The 17,410-nt window shown below is 66.8% G+C and carries 16 protein-coding genes; 10 read left to right on the top strand and 6 right to left on the bottom strand.

The genetic code is table 11. From position 1 onward, the window contains the following. Window positions 1-2 precede the first annotated feature (2 nt). Both BRO63_RS15890 and BRO63_RS15885 read right to left on the bottom strand, forming a co-directional pair. Entirely contained in the window at window positions 3-1,673 is a 1,671-nt protein-coding gene (locus tag BRO63_RS15890; RefSeq protein WP_088140678.1) for an ABC transporter permease, read from the bottom strand. A 144-nt stretch (window positions 1,674-1,817) separates the two neighbouring features. Beyond that, entirely contained in the window at window positions 1,818-2,861 is a 1,044-nt protein-coding gene (locus BRO63_RS15885; protein WP_088140677.1) for a Fe(3+) ABC transporter substrate-binding protein, read from the bottom strand. 337 nt (window positions 2,862-3,198) lie between these two features. On the opposite strand from BRO63_RS15885, the gene BRO63_RS15880 reads away from it, so the two are divergent. Then, window positions 3,199-3,975 (top strand): ferredoxin--NADP reductase, encoded by a 777-nt coding sequence (locus BRO63_RS15880; RefSeq protein ID WP_054454116.1) that lies wholly within the window; start codon window positions 3,199-3,201, stop codon window positions 3,973-3,975. Between the two features lie 207 nt (window positions 3,976-4,182). Then, on the top strand, window positions 4,183-4,974 hold the full coding sequence (locus BRO63_RS15875) for an SDR family oxidoreductase (protein ID WP_088140676.1): 792 nt from the start codon (window positions 4,183-4,185) through the stop codon (window positions 4,972-4,974). A gap of 24 nt (window positions 4,975-4,998) precedes the next feature. On the opposite strand, the gene BRO63_RS15870 is transcribed toward BRO63_RS15875, so the two are convergent. The 3 genes from BRO63_RS15870 to BRO63_RS15860 are packed head-to-tail and all read right to left on the bottom strand — an operon-like array spanning window position 4,999 to window position 7,733. Then, the gene (locus tag BRO63_RS15870; RefSeq protein ID WP_088140675.1) at window positions 4,999-5,961 is read right to left on the bottom strand and encodes a Bug family tripartite tricarboxylate transporter substrate binding protein; all 963 of its coding nucleotides are present in this window, start codon (window positions 5,959-5,961) and stop codon (window positions 4,999-5,001) included. 33 nt (window positions 5,962-5,994) lie between these two features. Then, complete coding sequence (locus tag BRO63_RS15865) at window positions 5,995-6,378, bottom strand: AtuA-related protein (protein WP_088140674.1); 384 nt, start codon at window positions 6,376-6,378, stop codon at window positions 5,995-5,997. Beyond that, window positions 6,375-7,733, bottom strand: a complete 1,359-nt coding sequence (locus tag BRO63_RS15860; RefSeq protein WP_088140673.1) for an acyclic terpene utilization AtuA family protein — start codon at window positions 7,731-7,733, stop codon at window positions 6,375-6,377. Before BRO63_RS15860 ends, BRO63_RS15865 begins: the two co-directional genes overlap by 4 nt. 97 nt (window positions 7,734-7,830) lie before the next feature. Here BRO63_RS15860 and BRO63_RS15855 point away from each other — a divergent pair, with 97 nt between their 5' ends. The 5 genes from BRO63_RS15855 to BRO63_RS15835 all read left to right on the top strand — a co-directional run bounded on the left by BRO63_RS15855 (window position 7,831) and on the right by BRO63_RS15835 (window position 13,015). Next, window positions 7,831-8,730, top strand: coding sequence for a LysR family transcriptional regulator (locus tag BRO63_RS15855; RefSeq protein ID WP_088140672.1), 900 nt, complete (start codon window positions 7,831-7,833; stop codon window positions 8,728-8,730). Window positions 8,731-8,815: 85 nt separating this feature from the next. Then, window positions 8,816-9,202, top strand: coding sequence for a Rid family detoxifying hydrolase (locus BRO63_RS15850; protein ID WP_013393965.1), 387 nt, complete (start codon window positions 8,816-8,818; stop codon window positions 9,200-9,202). Window positions 9,203-9,241: 39 nt separating this feature from the next. Then, window positions 9,242-11,332 (top strand): ATP-dependent DNA helicase RecG, encoded by a 2,091-nt coding sequence (recG, locus tag BRO63_RS15845; RefSeq protein ID WP_088140671.1) that lies wholly within the window; start codon window positions 9,242-9,244, stop codon window positions 11,330-11,332. A gap of 80 nt (window positions 11,333-11,412) precedes the next feature. After that, on the top strand, window positions 11,413-12,363 hold the full coding sequence (locus tag BRO63_RS15840) for a LysR substrate-binding domain-containing protein (RefSeq protein WP_088140670.1): 951 nt from the start codon (window positions 11,413-11,415) through the stop codon (window positions 12,361-12,363). 151 nt (window positions 12,364-12,514) lie between these two features. Then, window positions 12,515-13,015, top strand: coding sequence for a Dps family protein (locus BRO63_RS15835; protein ID WP_088140669.1), 501 nt, complete (start codon window positions 12,515-12,517; stop codon window positions 13,013-13,015). Between the two features lie 77 nt (window positions 13,016-13,092). On the opposite strand, the gene BRO63_RS15830 is transcribed toward BRO63_RS15835, so the two are convergent. Beyond that, window positions 13,093-13,698 (bottom strand): RBBP9/YdeN family alpha/beta hydrolase, encoded by a 606-nt coding sequence (locus tag BRO63_RS15830; protein ID WP_088140782.1) that lies wholly within the window; start codon window positions 13,696-13,698, stop codon window positions 13,093-13,095. Between the two features lie 317 nt (window positions 13,699-14,015). Between BRO63_RS15830 and BRO63_RS15825 the strand changes: the two genes are divergently transcribed. From BRO63_RS15825 to BRO63_RS15815, 3 genes are all read left to right on the top strand, one after another. Further along, a complete protein-coding gene (locus BRO63_RS15825; RefSeq protein ID WP_013393960.1) occupies window positions 14,016-15,143 on the top strand; it encodes a branched-chain amino acid ABC transporter substrate-binding protein in 1,128 nt (375 codons plus the stop codon). A 206-nt stretch (window positions 15,144-15,349) separates the two neighbouring features. After that, window positions 15,350-16,051, top strand: a complete 702-nt coding sequence (locus BRO63_RS15820; protein ID WP_088140668.1) for a response regulator — start codon at window positions 15,350-15,352, stop codon at window positions 16,049-16,051. Continuing rightward, a complete protein-coding gene (locus tag BRO63_RS15815; protein WP_088140667.1) occupies window positions 16,044-17,336 on the top strand; it encodes an ATP-binding protein in 1,293 nt (430 codons plus the stop codon). Before BRO63_RS15820 ends, BRO63_RS15815 begins: the two co-directional genes overlap by 8 nt. Window positions 17,337-17,410: the final 74 nt, after the last annotated feature.

The raw sequence follows: 17,410 nt of genomic DNA, 5'->3' as shown, positions 1-17,410 counted from the left end.
GATCAATGTCCCATTTTCAGATTGGTGCGCGCCAGCAGGATGACGGGGAGCAGGCCGGCCAGCACGATGGCCAGCGCGGCGACGGCGCCTTCTTCATAGGTGCCGCGGGCCGCTTCGGCGTAGAGCCAGGTCGCCAGCGTGTCGAAATTCATGGGCCGCAGCAGCAGCGTCGCGGGCAGTTCCTTCATGGCGTCCACGAACACCAGCAGGGCGCTGGCAGCCAGCGCCGGCCGCAGCAGCGGCAGGTGCACGCGCCGCAGCGTGCCGGCCGAGCTTTCGCCCAAGAGGCGCGAAGCCTGCTCCAGCGACGGCGGGATGCGGGCCAGGCCGGCTTCCAGCGCGCCGGTGGAAATCGCCAGGAAGCGGATGGCGTAGGCGCACACCAGCGCGCCCATCGAGCCCATCAGGAACAGGCCGGTGCCGCCAAAGACCTTGGCGACCGCGGTATCGATCCAGACGAATGGCGTCAGCAGGCCGATGGCCAGCACCGTGCCGGGCACCGCGTAGCCCAGGCTGGCGATGCGCGCGCAGGCGCGGCCCGGGTTGAAGCCCGAGCTTTCGCGCAGCGTGCGTCCGGCCCAGGCCACGATCAGCCCGCACAGCAAGGTGACGATGGTGGCGCTGAAGGCGACGATCAGGGTATTGCTCAAACCGTTCAGCAACTGGTGCGACACCCCGCCCACCAGATGCAGCCGCTTATAGGTTTCCACGATCAGATAGAGCGCGGGCGCGACGAATCCGATCAGCACCGGTATCCAGCCCAGGGCCGCGGCAACGGCCGCGCCAGGACCGCGCAGGCGCCGCGGCTGCATCGGGCGCATGCGCTGCGTGTTGGCGTAGCGCTGGCGCTTGCGGCCGTGGCGTTCCAGCAGGATCAACCCGATCACGATCGCCAGCATGGTCAGCGCGATCTGCGCCGCGCCCGCCAGGTCCGAACGCGTGACCCAGGTGGTGTAGACCGACACGGTCAGCGTCTGCACGCCCAGGAATTCGGAAGCGCCGATGTCGTTCAGCGTTTCCAGCAGCGCCAGGCTCACGCCCACCACGATGGCGGGCCGGGCCAGCGGCAGGGCAACCCGGAAGAACACCGCGATGCGGCCGGCGCCCAGCGTGCGGGCCGCTTCCAGGAGGCTGGCGGCCTGCGTCATGAACATGACGCGGGTGCTCAGGTACACATAGGGGTAGAGCACGAAGCCCAGCACGAAGATGGCGCCGTAGATCGAGCGCAGGTCCGGCAGGCGGAACTGGCGCGGGCTGTCGTAGCCCAGCAGCGTCCGGACCGCCGTCTGTATGGGGCCGATGGGATGCAGCAGGTCCAGATAGGCGAAGGCGATGATGTAGGTCGGCACTGCCAGCGGCAGCAGCAGCGCCCAGGTCAGCATGCGGCGGGTAGGGAAGTCGTAGGCGGTCACCAGCCAGGCCGCGCCCGTGCCCAGCAGCGTGACCACCACGCCCACGCCGGCCAGCAGCATGGCGGTATTGGCGAGCGCCTGGGGCAGCACGTAGCTGGCCAGATGCTGCCAATGCGATAGTTCGCCGCCCAGCGCCCACCAACCCAAGGTCAGGACGGGCGCCAATACGGCCAGCGCGATCAGGGCGGCGCCGGCCAGCCAGCCGGCCCCGCGTTCAGTCCAGCGCAGACGCAGCGGCCGGGGCAAAGAATCTGTGTGCATGCTTCAAAGTCGATTGCATCAATGGCAAGGCCTGCTCCCCCGAAAAAGGGAGCAGGCCCTACGCGTGAGCTGATGCGCAGCCCGCGCGTTTGTCACTGCCGCATGGTATCGCCGCGCCGCAAGGCATGGCGTTCCACGGGCCTATCAGTTGTCGAAACCGACCTTGTCCACCAGTTCGCTGGCTTGCTTGCGATGCTTGGCGATCTCGGTCAGCGGCAGCGGGTCCACCTTCAGTTCGCCGAAGCTGGCAATCACGGGGTCCAGCTTCACGCCCTTGCGCACGGGGTATTCATAGTTGGCCTGGGCGTACAGGGCCTGGGCGGGTTCGGACACCAGGAAGTCCAGCAGCTTGACCGCGTTGGCCTTGTTGGGCGCGTGGGCGGCAACGGCGGCGCCGCTGACGTTCACGTGCGTGCCGCCGCTCTTGGCGTTGGCGAAGGTCGGGCGGATCACCTTGATGGCGTCGCCCCACTTGCGCGCGTCGGTGCCGGGTTCCGAATTCTTCATGTGGCCGACGTAGTAGGCATTGGCCAGGCCGATGTCGCAGATGCCGCCCAGGATGTCGCGGGCCACGTCGCGGTCGCCGCCGGCAGCCTTGCGGGCCAGGTTGGCCTTGACGCCGCGCAGCCATTTTTCGGTGGCTTCGGCGCCGTCGTGCGCGATCATGGAGGCGACCAGCGCGGTGTTGTAGGGATGCTGGCCCGAGCGGATGCAGACCTTGCCCTTCCACTTGGGGTCGGCCAGGTCTTCGTAGCGGAAGGCTTCCAGCTTCAGGTCCTTTTCCACGTACAGCACGCGGTCGCGCAGCGACAGGGCGTACCACTTGCCGTCGGCGCCGCGCAGGTTGGCGGGGATGACGGATTCCAGGGTTTGCGACTTGACCGACTGGGTCACGCCGCCGTCGACCAGGTCCAGCAGATTGCCGATGTCCACGGTCATCAGCACGTCGGCGGGCGACTTGGCGCCTTCGGCCTTGACGCGCTCCAGCAGGCCGTCCTTGACGAAGACCGTATTGACCTTGATGCCGCTTTCCTTGGTGAAGGCGTCCAGCAGGGGCTGGATCAGCTTGGGTTCCCGGGTGGTGTAGAGGCTGACTTCCTCGGCGGCGTTGGCCGACACGGTGAAGGCGGCGGCGCCGGCCAGCGCCAGGGCGCGCAGCAGCGAATTCAATTGGGGACGCTTGTTCATGAGGAGGTGCTCCGGCTAGGGCTGCAGAAGGGAATCCAGGGTGTCCTGGGTGTCCTTCTGCTCAAAACAGTCTGCTAACGAAAATGATTATCAAATGAGAACGCGACGATAACAGGAAGCAAAGCGGCATTCAACTATTCGTAAGTCGGACAGGTTTCGGGCTTGATCCTCATCAATGCGGCATAAGGGTATTACGGAATAATGAGAGCAGTTATCATCGAGACCCTGTAGAATAGGGTCAACCCTAATGCCGGCCGCGCCTTTTTTGCGGCACGGAATGACCCAGCGGCACAAGCCGGGCGCATTGCCCGGGGCGGTCGCCCTTATTTGATACGACATGGCTGCTTTCAACACTGAGCGCGTACTAAGCGTGCACCACTGGAACGACACCCTGTTTTCCTTCACCACGACGCGTGACTCGGCCTTGCGGTTCCACAATGGCCACTTCGTGATGATCGGACTGGAAGTTGAAGGCAAGCCCCTGCTGCGGGCCTACAGCATCGCCAGCGCCAACTATGAAGAGAATCTCGAGTTCCTCAGCATCAAGGTGCAGAACGGCCCGCTCACGTCGCGGCTGCAGCATCTGAAGGAAGGCGACACCATCCTGGTCAGCCGCAAGCCCGTGGGCACGCTGGTCGTGGACGACCTGAAGCCGGGCAAGCACCTGTTCCTGTTCGGCACGGGCACGGGCCTGGCGCCGTTCATGAGCATCATCAAGGATCCGGACGTCTACGAACGCTTCGACAAGGTCATCCTGGTGCATGGCGTGCGTTGGGTCAGCGAACTGGCCTATGCCGACTTCATTGAAAAGGAACTGCCGAACAACGAGTTTTTCGGCGACGTGGTGCGCGACAAGCTCGTGTACTACCCGACGGTCACGCGCGAACCGTTCCGCAACCAAGGCCGCATCACCGAGCTGATGGAAAACGGCAAGCTGTGCGCGGACATCGGCATTCCCCAGATCAATCCGGAAACCGACCGCGCCATGATCTGCGGCAGCCCCCATATGCTGGCCGACATCAGCGCCATGCTGGACAAGCGCGGCTTCACGGTATCGCCGGGCGTGGGCCAGCCGGGCGACTACGTGGTCGAGCGCGCATTCGTGGACAAATAAGTCCCAGCTCCGGCGCCAAGCTCAAAACCCATCGCAGCGATGCGATGGGTTTTTTGTTTTCGGGCGTCGCAGGACGCCATCTTCCACTGCAGTCCCTTCAATGAGACGTGCGCAACGCCGATGGGGCGCGACAATGCAAGGCTGAAGGCGCGGATTGGGAAATCCCGCATGCGCCTATCGACTGCAAACAACGACTAGGAGCAAGAAATGGATCTGGGCATTACCGGCAGGACCGCGCTGGTGGGCGGCGCGAGCAAAGGCTTGGGCTACGGCTGCGCGTTGGCCCTGGTGCGCGAGGGCGTCAACGTGGTGATCGTCGCGCGCGGCGCCGACGCCCTTGACGCCGCAAGGCAGCAGCTGCTGCAGGCGCGGCCGGACGGCAAGGCCTTCGTCAAGGCCGTGGCTGCCGACATCACCACGCCGCAGGGCCGCGAGGCCGTGTTCGCCGCGCATCGCGACTACGACATCGTGGTCACGAATGCGGGCGGGCCGCCGCCCGGGGACTTTCGCGCTTGGGGCAGGGAGCAATGGCTGAGCGCGGTCGACGCCAACATGCTGACGCCGATCGAGCTGATCAAGGCCACGGTGGATGGCATGGCCGAGCGCGGTTTCGGGCGCATCGTCAATATCACTTCCAGCGCGGTCAAGGCGCCGATCGATATCCTGGGCCTGTCCAATGGCGCGCGCAGCGGCTTGACGGGCTTCGTGGCGGGCGTGGCGCGCAGCGATATCGCGGCGCGCGGCGTCACGATCAACAATCTGCTGCCAGGTGCGTTCGCTACCGACAGGCTGAGCTCGGCCCTGGCGGCGTCGGCAGCCAAGACGGGGCAGGATGCGCAAGCCGTGCGCGCCCAGCGTCAGGCGGCGATACCGGCTGGACGCTTCGGCAACTCGGAGGAGTTCGGCGCCATCTGCGCCTTCCTGTGCAGCGTCCATGCCGGGTACGTCACCGGTCAGAATGTACTGGCGGACGGCGGCGCCTACCCCGGTACTTTCTGAGCGCACCGCCCGCTCGCGGGCGGTCTACTCGGGCTGGATGCCTGCCTTCTTGATGATTTCGCCCCACTTCTTCGACTCGGCCTGCTGGAACTGCGCCAGTTCCTCCGGCGTGGAACTTGCCGCATCCGTGCCTGTCTGCGCATAGAACTGCTTGGCAGGCGCGCTTGCCGTGGCTTTGACCAGCAATTCGTTCAGGCGCTTGACGACATCCGGCGGCGTACCGGCGGGCGCATACGCTGCAAACCAGTAGCCCATTTCATAGCCGGGCACGCCGGCTTCGGCGATGGTGGGCACGTCCGGCGCCAGCGGCGAGCGCGCCTGGCCGGTCACGCCCAATGCGCGCAGCTTGCCTGACTTGACTTGCGGCAGGCCGGTGGCGGTGTCGGTGATCATCATGTCGATTTGACCGCCCAGGAGGTCGGTGACCGCCAGCGGATTGCTCTTGTACGGCACGTGCAGCAGCTGCACGCCCGCCATCTGCTGCAGCAGTTCGCCAGCGATGCGGCTGCTGGAGCTGCCGCTACCGAAGCTCAGCTTGCCGGGCGCCTGCTTGGCCTGGGCCAGGAAGTCGCCGACCGTCTTGGCCGGCGAATTGGGATTGACCACCATGATCTGGCCGCCCTTGCCCAGCAGGGTCAGCGGCGCGTAGTCCTTGACCGGATCGTAGGTCAGCGTCTTGTAGAGGTGTTCGTTGGCGGCATGCGTGGTGTTGGTGGTGATCAGCACGGTGTAGCCGTCGGGGGCTGCGCGGGCGCCTGCCGCGGCGCCTATCATCGCGCTGGCGCCGGGCTTGTTTTCGATCACCACGGCCTGGCCGGTCTGTTCGGTGACGCCCTGGCCGATGGCGCGGCCGATCTGGTCGGTGGCGCTGCCGGCCGCGAACGGCACGATGAAGGTGATGGGCTTGGCGGGGAACTGGGCCATGGCGCTCAAGGGCAGGGCGGCGGCCAGCAGCAAGGCCAGCCGGCCTTTGGAAGCAATGCGCATGTATGTCTCCTGTGGATTTTTATAGGAATGAAATCAGGCGGCCGCAGGGCGGTCGCCGGGTATGTCAGGCAAGCGGCTGGCCAGCGCGGGGCTGACCTCGACCGTCATGTCCAGCAATCTGAAAGACAGGCTCTTGCCGTGCGTGTCCAGGTTGAGGGCATCGTTGACGCCGCCGTCCAGCACGCCTTCAAGCACGAAGTTCATGGCATGCAGCGTGGGCAGCGCGTAGCGGGTGACGCGCGTGGGGCGGCGATAGGCGAACCAGTCGGCCACACGGGCTTCGGTGACCTGCGCGGCCAGCACGTCGTAGCATTCCAGATCCCAGGCGATCAGGCTCAGGTTGGAGATGTCGCCCTTGTCGCCGGAGCGGCTGTGCGCCAGGCGGTACAGGGGGACTGAGATCAGCGGCGGGTTCATTGCGTAGCTTCCTCCAGGAAGGTCCAGCCGCTGGGCACGGCGTCGCGCGGAAGGGTGCAGGACAGCATGTTCAAGCGCGGGCGCAACGCGGTGCGCACGCCGCCGCCGCCGGCCGGGCCGCAGGTATAAAGTGCGGTCATCTCGCGCAGCACGCTTTCGGCGAGTTTGCGGTCCAGATGTTCGGCCGCGACGCGCAGGCGCACGTCGCGCGCATGGCCGTCGGGCAGGGCGGACAGCATGTTGCCGGCGTCGTCGCCCAGGATGCTGATGGCGCCGATGAGGTCGGCGCGCAGGCGCAGGGCCGGATCCAGGCGCTTGCGGACGATATCGGCGGCCAGACGGGCGCGCGCCTCGGCCTGCACCCCGGCGTAGGAGATCTCGGCCTCGGCCAGCCAGCCGCCGCGGTAGCAGACGTTGACCTTGAGTTCGTCCGGGCGCGCATGGCCGGTGATGCCTCGCACCGCCACCCGGTCGCCGCCCAGCTCGGCCACTTCGGCTTGGCTCAGGTCGGCGACGACGTCCGGCGTCAGGTAGCGCGCGGGATCGTGCACTTCATACAGCAACTGTTCCTTGACCGTGCGGGCATCGACCATGCCGCCGGTGCCGTCGGCCTTGCCGATCACGAATCCGCCGTCGGCGTGGATCTCGGCTATGGGAAAACCCGCCGCATGCACATCCGGCACGTCCTTGAGCCCCGGCACGCAGAAGTAGCCTCCGGTGACCTGCAGGCCGCACTCCAGCATGTGGCCGGCCATGGTGGCGCGGCCCAGGCGCAGCCAATCGTCCATGGACCAGCCGAAGTGGGCCAGCGCCGGACCGAGCGTGAGCGATGGGTCCGACACGCGGCCAGCGACCACGATCTGCGCGCCGGCCCGCAGCGCCTGGGCGATCTCGGTGGCGCCGAGATAAGCCGTGGCGCTGACCACATCCAGGCCCTCCAGCGCGCCGCCCAGGCGCTGGCGCAGCAATTCCCGCTGCGCATCGCTGGTCAGCGCATCGCCGTGCACTACCGCGATGCGCGGCGCAGCCAGGCCTTGCTGCCGGGCGAGCTCGGCGATGCGGCGGGCGGCGGCGGCGGGGTTCGCCGCGCCGAAGTTGCCGACGATGCTGATGCCATGGCGCAGGCAGTCGCCCAGCACGGGGCCGACCAGCTCGTCCAGCAAGGGCTCGTAGCCGCGCTGCGGGTCCGCGTTGCGCGCCAGTTGCGCCAGCGCCAAGGTGCGTTCGGCCAGCGTTTCGTAGATCAGCACACCGCCGCCTCGGGCGATCAAGCTGCGCACCACGGCGGCGGCGCCGTCGCTGCGGTCGCCGGAAAATCCGGAGGCGCAGCCTATGTACAGAGGGGAGTGGGGCATACGGGTTCGCTGCTGTTTCGGGGTATCCGAGCCCACTATAGGCATGCTCTGCTAATCAGTAAAATAGAAAGATCGGATCAATTCATAGAGAAAAGCCATGAATCTGTCTGCCCGGCAATTGCGCGCGTTCGTGGCCTTGGCCGAAGAAAAACACTTCACCCGGGCGGCCCAGCGTTGCCACCTGACGCAGCCGGCCTTCAGCGCGCTGATCCGCCAGCTGGAGGACAGCGCGGGCTTGCGGCTGTTCGACCGCAACACGCGTCATGTGGAGCTGACTGTCGAGGGGCAGGTGCTGGATGCGACAGCGCGCAGGTTGCTGGCCGACATGGACCTGGTCATGGAGGATCTGCGCGATCATGCCGCCAGACGCCGCGGGCGGGTGGCGCTGGCGGCCTTGCCTTCGCTAGCCGCAGGCTGGCTGCCGCAGTTGTTGGCGCGCTTTCGCGAGGCCTATCCCGGCATCACGGTGGACCTGCGCGATGCCCTGCTGGATCCTTGCCTGGATCTGGTGCAGGCCGGGCAGGTGGACTTCGCGGTGGCGTCGCGGCGGCCGGACATGAACGATCTGGACAGCGAATTCCTGCATGCCGACCGCTACTTCCTCGTGTGCCGTGTCGACCATCCGCTGGCGGGCGCGGGCCGTGCCCGGCTGCGCGACATCCTGCGCTATCCCATGATCCAGCTTGCGCGCGGCAGCAGCGTGCGCAAGCATCTGGACGCCGCCCTGGGCGCGGATGCGCCGGCGCCGGTGTTCGAGGTCGAACACCTGGCGACGGCGACGGGGTTGGTGCGCGCCGGCCTGGGCATCTCGGTCGTGCCGGCGATGACGTTGTTCCATTTCGGCGGCGCCGACCTGCGCATCGTGCCGCTGGCCGGCAAGGCCTTGACCCGGCCGCTCTACCTGGTGCGGCGCAAGGGCCGTACGCTATCGGTTGCGGCGCAGGCTTTGTATGACTTGCTGCGGGAGCATCGGGGGGATATCGATAGCCCACCCTAGGGCATCCAGCCACTTTCGCAAATGTCTATTGCTGGATAAACTTCGATAGTTGTAGTTTCTATCCGTCTTTCGAAGGATTCCGCCCATGAGCAAGCAAATCATCCATACCGACACCGCGCCCGCCGCGGTAGGCCCTTACTCGCAAGCGGTTGCCGTCAGCGGCACCAAGACTGTCTATCTCTCGGGCCAGATCGGCCTGGAGCCGGGCACTGGCGATCTGGTTTCCGAGAACTTCGATGCGCAGGTGCGCCAGGCGTTCGCCAACATGCAGGAAGTCATCAAGGCCGCCGGGGGCACGCTGGACAACGTGGTCAAGCTGACGCTGTTCCTGACCGACCTGGGCAAGTTCACGGCCGCCAACGCCATCATGGCCGAGATCATTCCGCAGCCGTTCCCGGCGCGCTCGACCATAGGCGTGGCCAGCCTGCCCAAGGGCGCGCAGTTCGAAGTCGAAGCCATCCTGGTCCTGTAAGGCCCATCCGGACTTTTCAATCCAGGGGTTCGTTTCTTCATGCCGGCCGCAGCTGCGGCTTCCAAGCGATCCGGCGCCGACAACAAAGGCGCCGGCAAAGCAATGACGGATACGGAGCGCAAGCTCCGTAACCTGGGCTTGGTGCTGCCCGAGGACTTCGTGCTGCACCTGCCGCTGCGCTACGAGGACGAAACCCGCATCGTCCCGATCAGCGACCTGCGGCCCGGCTTCGCCGGCCAGGTGGAAGGCGAGATCACGAAATCCGAGGTCACCTACCGGCCCCGTCGCCAGCTGACCGCCACCCTGGCGGACGACAGCGGCGAACTGCAATTGCGCTGGCTGAATTTCTACCCCAGCCAGCAAAAGCAAGTCAGCGTGGGCAAGCGCCTGCGCGCTCGCGGGGAGGTCCGAGGCGGCCTGTTCGGGCGCCAGATGGTGCATCCGCGCATGACCAATGCCGATGCGCCGCTGCCCACGGCGCTGACGCCTGTCTATCCCAGCACCGAAGGCCTGCCGCAGCTGACCTTGCGCCGCGCCATTGCGCAGGCACTGGACCGCGCCGATTTGTCCGATACCTTGCCCGACGAGGCGCGCGCGCGCTATGACCTGCCGCCGTTCGAGCCGGCCATCCGCGCGCTGCACACGCCGGCCCAGGGCGAGTCCGAGCAGGCCTTGCTGGACCGCGTGCATCCCGCCTGGCGCCGCATCAAGTTCGACGAGCTGCTGGCGCAGCAGCTGTCGCTGGCGGCCGCGCGCGCCGCGCGCCGCATCAAGGAAGCCGAATCGCTGCCGGTGCGCAACGAGCCTGGCGGCCTGGTGGCCAGGCTGTACGAAGCGCTGCCGTTCAAGCTGACCGGCGCGCAGGAGCGCGTGGTCCAGGAGATCTCCGCCGACCTGGCCAAGCCTTATCCCATGCACCGCTTGCTGCAGGGCGACGTGGGCAGCGGCAAGACGGTCGTGGCGGCCATCGCCGCGGCCCAGGCCATCGCCAGCGGGGCGCAGGTCGCGTTGATGGCGCCCACGGAAATCCTGGCGGAGCAGCACTTCCGCAAGCTGGTGTCGTGGCTGCAGCCGCTGGGCGTGAATGTCGCCTGGCTGAGCGGCAGCCTCGCCGCGAAGGCGCGCCGCGAAGCCGTGGCGGCGGCCGCTGACGGTAGCGTGCAATTGATCGTGGGCACGCAAGCGCTGATCCAGGACAACGTCGAATTCCATCGCCTGGGCCTGTCCATCGTCGACGAGCAGCACCGCTTCGGCGTCGGGCAGCGCCTGGCGCTGACCCGCAAGGGCGAAACGGTGCGCGGGCGCAACGTGCCGCATCAGCTCAACATGAGCGCGACGCCGATTCCGCGCACGTTGGCCATGACCTTCTTCGCCGACCTGGACGTCTCCGTCATCGACGAATTGCCGCCTGGACGCAGCCCCGTGCTGACCAAGCTGGTCTCGGACGCGCGGCGCGAGGAAGTCATTGCCCATATCGCCCAGGCCGCGCGCGGCGGGCAGCAAGCCTACTGGGTCTGTCCGCTGGTCGAGGAAAGCGAGGCGCTGGAACTTCAGACCGCCGTGGACACCTACGAAGGCATGCGCGTCGACCTGCCGGACCTGCGCATCGGGCTGGTGCATGGCCGGCTGCCGCAGGCCGAGAAGGCCGCCGTGATGCAGGCCTTCCGCGATGGCGAGGTCGACCTGCTGGTCGCCACCACCGTGATCGAGGTCGGCGTGGACGTGCCGAACGCGTCGTTGATGGTGATCGAGCACGCCGAGCGTTTCGGCCTGGCGCAGCTGCATCAGCTGCGCGGCCGGGTAGGGCGCGGCACCGCCGAATCGGTATGCGTGCTGCTCTATCAGACGCCGCTGTCGCAGGTGGCGCGCGAACGCCTGCGGGCCATGTTCGAGACCTCCGACGGCTTTGAAATCGCCCGCCGCGACCTGGAACAGCGCGGCCCGGGAGAGTTCCTGGGCACGCGCCAGTCCGGCATGGCGCTGCTGCGCTTCGCCGACCTGGAAACGGACGCGGCCATTGCCGAAGACGCGCGCGACGCCGCGGTCTGGCTGCGCGCCGAACATCCGGCCGCGGTCGAGGCGCACCTGGCGCGCTGGATGCGCGGGCGCGAGGATTTCCTGCGCACCTGACCATGCAGCCAGCCGCGAACCTTAATCAAGCAAGCGCCAGCCACGAGGCTGGGGCATAACCCCCGGGGGCGTAGTCCACCATGACTCTCACCGAACTCAAGTACATCGTCGCCGTCGCGCGCGAACGGCATTTCGGCCGCGCGGCCGAGGCCTGTTTCGTCAGCCAGCCCACGCTCTCGGTGGCGATACGCAAGCTGGAAGACGAATTGGGCGTGACGCTGTTCGAGCGCGGCGGCACCGAAGTCGGCGTCACGCCGATCGGCCAGCGCATCGTGGCGCAGGCGCAGAAGGTGCTGGAAGAAAGCGCCAGCATCAAGGAGATCGCGCGCCAGGGACACGACCCGCTGGCCTGCCCCTTGCGCGTCGGCGTCATCCACACCATCGGCCCGTACCTGCTGCCGCGGCTGGTGCCGGTGCAGATCGGCCGCACCCCGCAGATGCCGCTGCTGCTGCAAGAGAATTTCACAGTGCGCCTGGTCGAACTGCTGCGCCAGGGCGAGATCGATTGCGCCATCATGGCCTTGCCGCTGCCCGAGGCCGGCCTGGTCATGCAGCCGCTGTACGACGAACCTTTCATCGTCGCCGTGCCCAACGACCATGAACTGGCGCGGCGCGAATCCATCGACGCGCAGGACCTGAAGCAGCAGACCATGCTGTTGCTGGGCAGCGGCCATTGCTTTCGCGACCAGGTGCTGGAAGTCTGCCCCGAGCTGTCGCGCTTTTCGGCCGCCAGCGACGGCATCCAGCGCACCTTCGAGGGTTCCTCGCTGGAGACGATACGCCACATGGTCGCGGCCGGCATCGGCGTCACCGTTCTGCCGGTGACGGCGGTGCCCGAGCAGCCGCCGTCCAACAGCCTGCTGCGCTATCTGCCCTTTGAAGGCCATGTGCCGGAGCGCCGCGTGGTGCTGGCCTGGCGGCGCAGCTTTCCGCGCCTGGCCGCCATCGAAGCGCTGGCGCAGGCCGTCTACGCCTGCGAGTTGCCCGGCGTCAAGATGCTGACCGACGAGGTCGCGGCCGTGCAGGATTGATTTCCAGGCCGCTGTCCGGCGGCCTGGAACGCGCGGTTTGCGCCGCGTCAAAAGGTCGCGGGACTGATTGATGAAAGCGGCGGATATTGCGGCGTTTCGCCACATTTGCAGTGTTATCCTTGTTTCGCACATACATTCCTAGGAGCTAGCAATGGCCAAGTCCCCCAAGAAGACCTCCAGCGTTCCGCGCATCAACATCGGTATCTCGGACAAGGACCGCGCCGCCGTCGCGGCTGAACTGTCCAAGCTGCTGGCCGACTCGTACACGCTGTACCTGATGACGCACAATTTCCACTGGAACGTCACGGGGCCCATGTTCAACACGCTGCACCTGATGTTCATGACGCAGTACACGGAAGAGTGGAACGCGCTGGACAGCATCGCCGAGCGCATCCGCGCGCTGGGCCACTACGCGCCCGGCACCTACCGCGAATTCAGCAAGCTGTCCTCGATCGCCGAGCCGGACTCGGTGCCGGAAGCCCTGGAAATGGTGCGTCTGCTGGTGACTGCCAACGAATCCGTCGCCAAGACCGCGCGCGCCGCTTTCGAGAAGGCCGATGCCGCCAACGACCAGCCCACGGCCGACCTGCTGACGCAGCGCCTGGACGTGCACGAAAAGAACGCCTGGATGCTGCGCAGCCTGCTGCAGTGATCGCGGCGGCAGCCGCCGCATGAAAAAACCGGAACCTCGCGGCTCCGGTTTTTTTTCGTCCAGCGGCCGCGATGCGTTCAGACCTGATGCGACAGCGGACGGGCTGGGATGGGTGCGATGCGTTCGGGTGGCGGTGACACGCGCCACACCGCGCGGCGGCGCAGCGCGCCCAGGAGCTTCAGGCCTTGCGGCCAGTCGTCCAGGCCGCTTTCGGCATTGAGGTGGCCGGCGCCCGGCACGATCACCAGCCTGCTGCCCCAATCGCGCGCGAAGGCGCGGGCGCGTTCCAGCTGGCAATAGGGATCGTTGTCGCTGGCGACGACCACGCTCTGGAAGGGCAGGGACTGGCGCGGGATGGGTGCGAAGTCCCTCAGGCAAGCCGGCGCGCTGGCGCGCTCGACGTCCGCGGGCGCCACCAGCAGGGCGCCGGCAACCTTGGCGCGCAGGGGCACCGGCAGGGCAGCGCTGATCAGGCAGCCCAGGCTGTGCGCAATCAGAAGGACGGGACTGCGGGCCTCGTTCACCTCGGTGGCGAGCGCGGCGATCCAGTCGCCGGGAGCGGGATGCTCCCAGTCGCCTTGCTCGACGCGGCGCGCGTGCGGCAGCAGGGCCATCCAGCGCGATTGCCAGTGTTGGGGCCCGGAGTTTTTCCATCCGGGGACGATGATCGGTTGGAGTCTCATGGCGGCCATGATGCCGCGCGGTCTTAGTAACGCAAACGAATAAATCGTCTTTTGCATATACGCTTGCGGGTATAAGCCGGGGGTGCCCAGGAATGCCGCAGCGCAATAATCGGACGCGTATCAAAGTGGTCCGAAACTGGCCCGGAAGGGGCTATTTTTCAGTGTATGCTTGCCGTGCAATCGCAATGCAACCGGGCGTGACCGGGGCCGAAACCCCTGCAAAGGGCAGTCCAGCAGGCATGCTTGGCCTGGAGATGATCCGGCGTCCGCCACGGTGCAAAAAACTAACGATTACAAATCATTAGAGGAGTCCACACATGAAGCCAGTATTTCGTCTGACCCCGGTCATCGCAGCGCTGGGCGTCGCGGCCGGTCTGGCGTTTGCCTCGGGAGCGCAAGCGCAAACCATCAAGATCGGCGTCGTCGGCCCCACCACCGGCGCGGTCACCCAGTATGGCGATATGGTCCGTGAAGGGGTCGATACCGCAGTCGAGCGCATCAACGCCGCCGGCGGCATCAACGGCAAGAAGCTGGAAACCGTCGTGATCGACGACGGCTGCGAACCCAAGCAAGGCCCGGTTGCCGCCAACCGCGTCGTCAACAGCAAGATCGGCTTCGTCGTGGGCCACGTGTGCTCGGGCGCCACCATCGCCGCCGCCGACATCTACAACAACGAAGGCGTGGTCATGGTCACGCCGTCGGCCACGTCGCCGGCCCTGACCGACGGCAAGAACTACGAGTTCATCTTCCGCACCATCGGCCGCGACGACCAGCAAGGCCCCGCCGCCGCCAAGTTCATCCTGGACAAGATCAAGCCCAAGAAGGTCGCCGTGCTGCATGACAAGCAGTCCTACGGCCAGGGCATCGCCACCGCGGTCAAGAACGACCTCGAGAAGGGTGGCGTGGCCGTCGCCGTGTTCGAGGGCATCAACGCCGGCGACAGCGACTACTCGGCCGTCATCACCAAGCTGAAGAGCCAGGGCGTGGACTTCGTCTACTACGGCGGCTACCACCCCGAAATGGGCCTGCTGCTGCGCCAGGCGGCCGAGCAGGGCGTGAAGGCCAAGTGGATGGGTCCGGAAGGCACGGGCAACCCCGACATCAACGCCATCGCCGGCGATGCCGTCGAAGGCATGCTGCTGACGCTGCCGGCCGACTTCACCCAGAACGCCGCCAACGCCGACATCGTCAAGGCCTTCGAAGCCAAGAAGCGCAACGCCAGCGGCGCCTTCCAGATGACCGCCTACACGGCCACCCAGGTCATCGCGGACGGCATCAAGGGCGCGGGCAGCGACGACCCGACCAAGGTCGCCAAGTACCTGCACGCCAATTCCTTCGACACGCCGATCGGCAAGGTGTCCTGGAACAAGCAGGGCGACCTGACGAACTTCCAGTTCGACGTGTTCACCTGGCACAAGGACGGTTCCAAGACCGTCTACAAGTAAGACGGCGTACGGGCCTCCGGGCCCGCCACGCCAGCGGACTTGCCGTTCCATGGGAAGCCGGGCCGGAAGCGACAGTCTTCCGGCCCGATTTTTTTGTTCATCCGCAGGCGAGGGAACCGGGGGCAGGCGTCCTGGTCGAACGCCCGCCCGCCGCGATTGCGTAGAATGCGGCGCCATCGACCTCACTTTTTTTCTGTCGGGACACCATGACCAAGGCCCTGTTAGTCGAAGACGATCCGAAACTGTCGCGCCTGATCGCGCAGTTCCTGGAGCAGCACGGTTTCAATGTCGCCCAGGCCTACCGCGGCGATCACGCGGTGGAAGCTTTCCGCAGGCACGACCCGGCCATCACCATCCTGGACCTGATGCTGCCAGGCCGCGACGGCCTGCAGGTCTGCCGCGACCTGCGCGCGTTTTCATCCGCGCCGATCCTGATGCTGACGGCCCGCGAAGACGACCTGGACCAGATCCTGGGCCTGGAGTCGGGCGCGGACGACTACGTCATCAAGCCGGTGGAACCGCGCGTGCTGCTGGCGCGGGTGCGGGCGCTGCTGCGGCGGCACAGCCAGCTGGACGAGCCGCCGGAGCGGCTGGAGTTCGGCCCTCTGGTCATAGACCGGCGCACCCGCGCCGTGGTCCATGCCGGCTCGGAGGTGGACCTGACCACGATGGAGTTCGAAATGCTCTGGGCGCTGGCCAGCCAGGCCGGCCAGGTGCTGACCCGCGACGACCTGCTCAACGCCGTGCGAGGCATCGAGTTCAACGGGCTGGACCGCAGCGTCGACGTCTGCGTCAGCAAGCTGCGGCGCAAGCTGGACGACGACCCGCGCGATCCGGCGCGCATCAAGACCGTGTGGGGCAAGGGCTATCTGTTCTCGCCCAAGGCACACGAGGGCGGTGATGCTTAAGTTTGTCCTGCGGCTGTTCGTGGTGCTGGCGGTGGGCTTCGTCATTTCCAACGAAGTCGTGGACCGGTCGGCCAACTACTTTTTCGAGCCCGTCAGCGACGCCTATGCGCGCGAAGCGGTGCGGGGCCAGATCCACAGCCTGGTGCAGGAACTGGGCCGCGTACCGCCCGCCGAGCGCGAGGCGCACGTGCGCGACGCGCTGGCGCCGTACTACGGCCTGGCCCTCAAGGTGGTCGAGGCCGACAGCTACGGCGCCACCGAGGACGAGCGCGCCATGGTGGCGTCCGGCAGCTTCTTCGTGCGCGACAAGCAGCAGACCTTCGTGGCGGCGATTCCCGGTCCGGGCAGGCAATGGCTGGAGGTCAAGCTGCCGCCCGAGCCGGACATCGGCCCCTGGCTGATGGCCGCGGTGTATTCCGCCCTGGGCCTGCTGTTGTGCGCCTTCATGCTGGTGTGGGCGCTGCCCATCTGGCGCGACCTGGAAGCCCTGAAGACGGCGGCCCTGCGCATGGGACAGGGCGATCTGCAGGCGCGGGCCCGCCTGTCGCGGCATTCCAGCATCCGCAACCTGGGCGATACCTTCAACCAGATGTGCGATCGCATCAGCGCGCTGGTGGGCAACCAGCGCGACCTGACCAATGCCGTATCGCACGAACTGCGCACGCCGATCGCGCGCCTGTCGTTCGAGCTGGACATGATGGACCGCGAGGACGATCCCGCCGCGCGCAAGCGCCTGGTCGAGGAAATGAAGAGCGACGTGGCCGAGCTGGATGCCATGGCCTCGGAACTGCTGATGTACGCCCGGCTGGAACACAAGGGCGACGGCGTGGCGCTGCAGCCGCAGGACGCGCGCGGCTGGCTGGATTCGGTGGTGCAACATGCCGGCTTCGAGGCCGGCGTGTCGGGCGTGCGCTGCGAAGTGGCGCTATGCCAGGTGCCCGAGGTGCATCTGCATCAGCGCTACATGACGCGCGCCTTGCTCAACCTGCTGCAGAACGCCATCCGGCATGCCGGCCGCCAGGTCCAGGTCAGCCTGATCAGCCCGGGCGCGCGCGAGTACCTGCTGATCGGGGACGATGACGGCCCCGGCATCCCGCCCGCGGATCGCGAGCGGATTTTCGAGCCCTTCATCCGCCTGGACGAAAGCCGCGACCGCGGCACGGGCGGCGTGGGGCTGGGCCTGGCCATCGTGAGCCGCGTGGCCCGCTGGCACAATGGCACGGTGCAGGCGAGCGACAGCCCCCTGGGCGGCGCGCGATTCGTGATTGCCTGGAAGACCGCCTGAGCGCCGGCGCGGCGCGCTCAGGCACAACGTAAACAAACTTCACAATCCGCCGCCGCAATCTTCACAAACTCCAT

It is taken from the genome of Achromobacter xylosoxidans (genome assembly GCF_002192695.1).
Classification (GTDB): domain Bacteria; phylum Pseudomonadota; class Gammaproteobacteria; order Burkholderiales; family Burkholderiaceae_B; genus Achromobacter; species Achromobacter xylosoxidans_C.
This window is presented reverse-complemented; position numbering and strand designations above follow the sequence as displayed.

Coding starts and splice junctions, on each gene's coding strand:
- BRO63_RS15890 (WP_088140678.1), bottom strand. CDS start 1,673: ATGCACACAGATTCTTTGCCCCGGCCGCTGCGTCTGCGCTGGACTGAA.
- BRO63_RS15885 (WP_088140677.1), bottom strand. CDS start 2,861: ATGAACAAGCGTCCCCAATTGAATTCGCTGCTGCGCGCCCTGGCGCTG.
- BRO63_RS15880 (WP_054454116.1), top strand. CDS start 3,199: ATGGCTGCTTTCAACACTGAGCGCGTACTAAGCGTGCACCACTGGAAC.
- BRO63_RS15875 (WP_088140676.1), top strand. CDS start 4,183: ATGGATCTGGGCATTACCGGCAGGACCGCGCTGGTGGGCGGCGCGAGC.
- BRO63_RS15870 (WP_088140675.1), bottom strand. CDS start 5,961: ATGCGCATTGCTTCCAAAGGCCGGCTGGCCTTGCTGCTGGCCGCCGCC.
- BRO63_RS15865 (WP_088140674.1), bottom strand. CDS start 6,378: ATGAACCCGCCGCTGATCTCAGTCCCCCTGTACCGCCTGGCGCACAGC.
- BRO63_RS15860 (WP_088140673.1), bottom strand. CDS start 7,733: ATGCCCCACTCCCCTCTGTACATAGGCTGCGCCTCCGGATTTTCCGGC.
- BRO63_RS15855 (WP_088140672.1), top strand. CDS start 7,831: ATGAATCTGTCTGCCCGGCAATTGCGCGCGTTCGTGGCCTTGGCCGAA.
- BRO63_RS15850 (WP_013393965.1), top strand. CDS start 8,816: ATGAGCAAGCAAATCATCCATACCGACACCGCGCCCGCCGCGGTAGGC.
- recG (WP_088140671.1), top strand. CDS start 9,242: ATGCCGGCCGCAGCTGCGGCTTCCAAGCGATCCGGCGCCGACAACAAA.
- BRO63_RS15840 (WP_088140670.1), top strand. CDS start 11,413: ATGACTCTCACCGAACTCAAGTACATCGTCGCCGTCGCGCGCGAACGG.
- BRO63_RS15835 (WP_088140669.1), top strand. CDS start 12,515: ATGGCCAAGTCCCCCAAGAAGACCTCCAGCGTTCCGCGCATCAACATC.
- BRO63_RS15830 (WP_088140782.1), bottom strand. CDS start 13,698: ATGAGACTCCAACCGATCATCGTCCCCGGATGGAAAAACTCCGGGCCC.
- BRO63_RS15825 (WP_013393960.1), top strand. CDS start 14,016: ATGAAGCCAGTATTTCGTCTGACCCCGGTCATCGCAGCGCTGGGCGTC.
- BRO63_RS15820 (WP_088140668.1), top strand. CDS start 15,350: ATGACCAAGGCCCTGTTAGTCGAAGACGATCCGAAACTGTCGCGCCTG.
- BRO63_RS15815 (WP_088140667.1), top strand. CDS start 16,044: ATGCTTAAGTTTGTCCTGCGGCTGTTCGTGGTGCTGGCGGTGGGCTTC.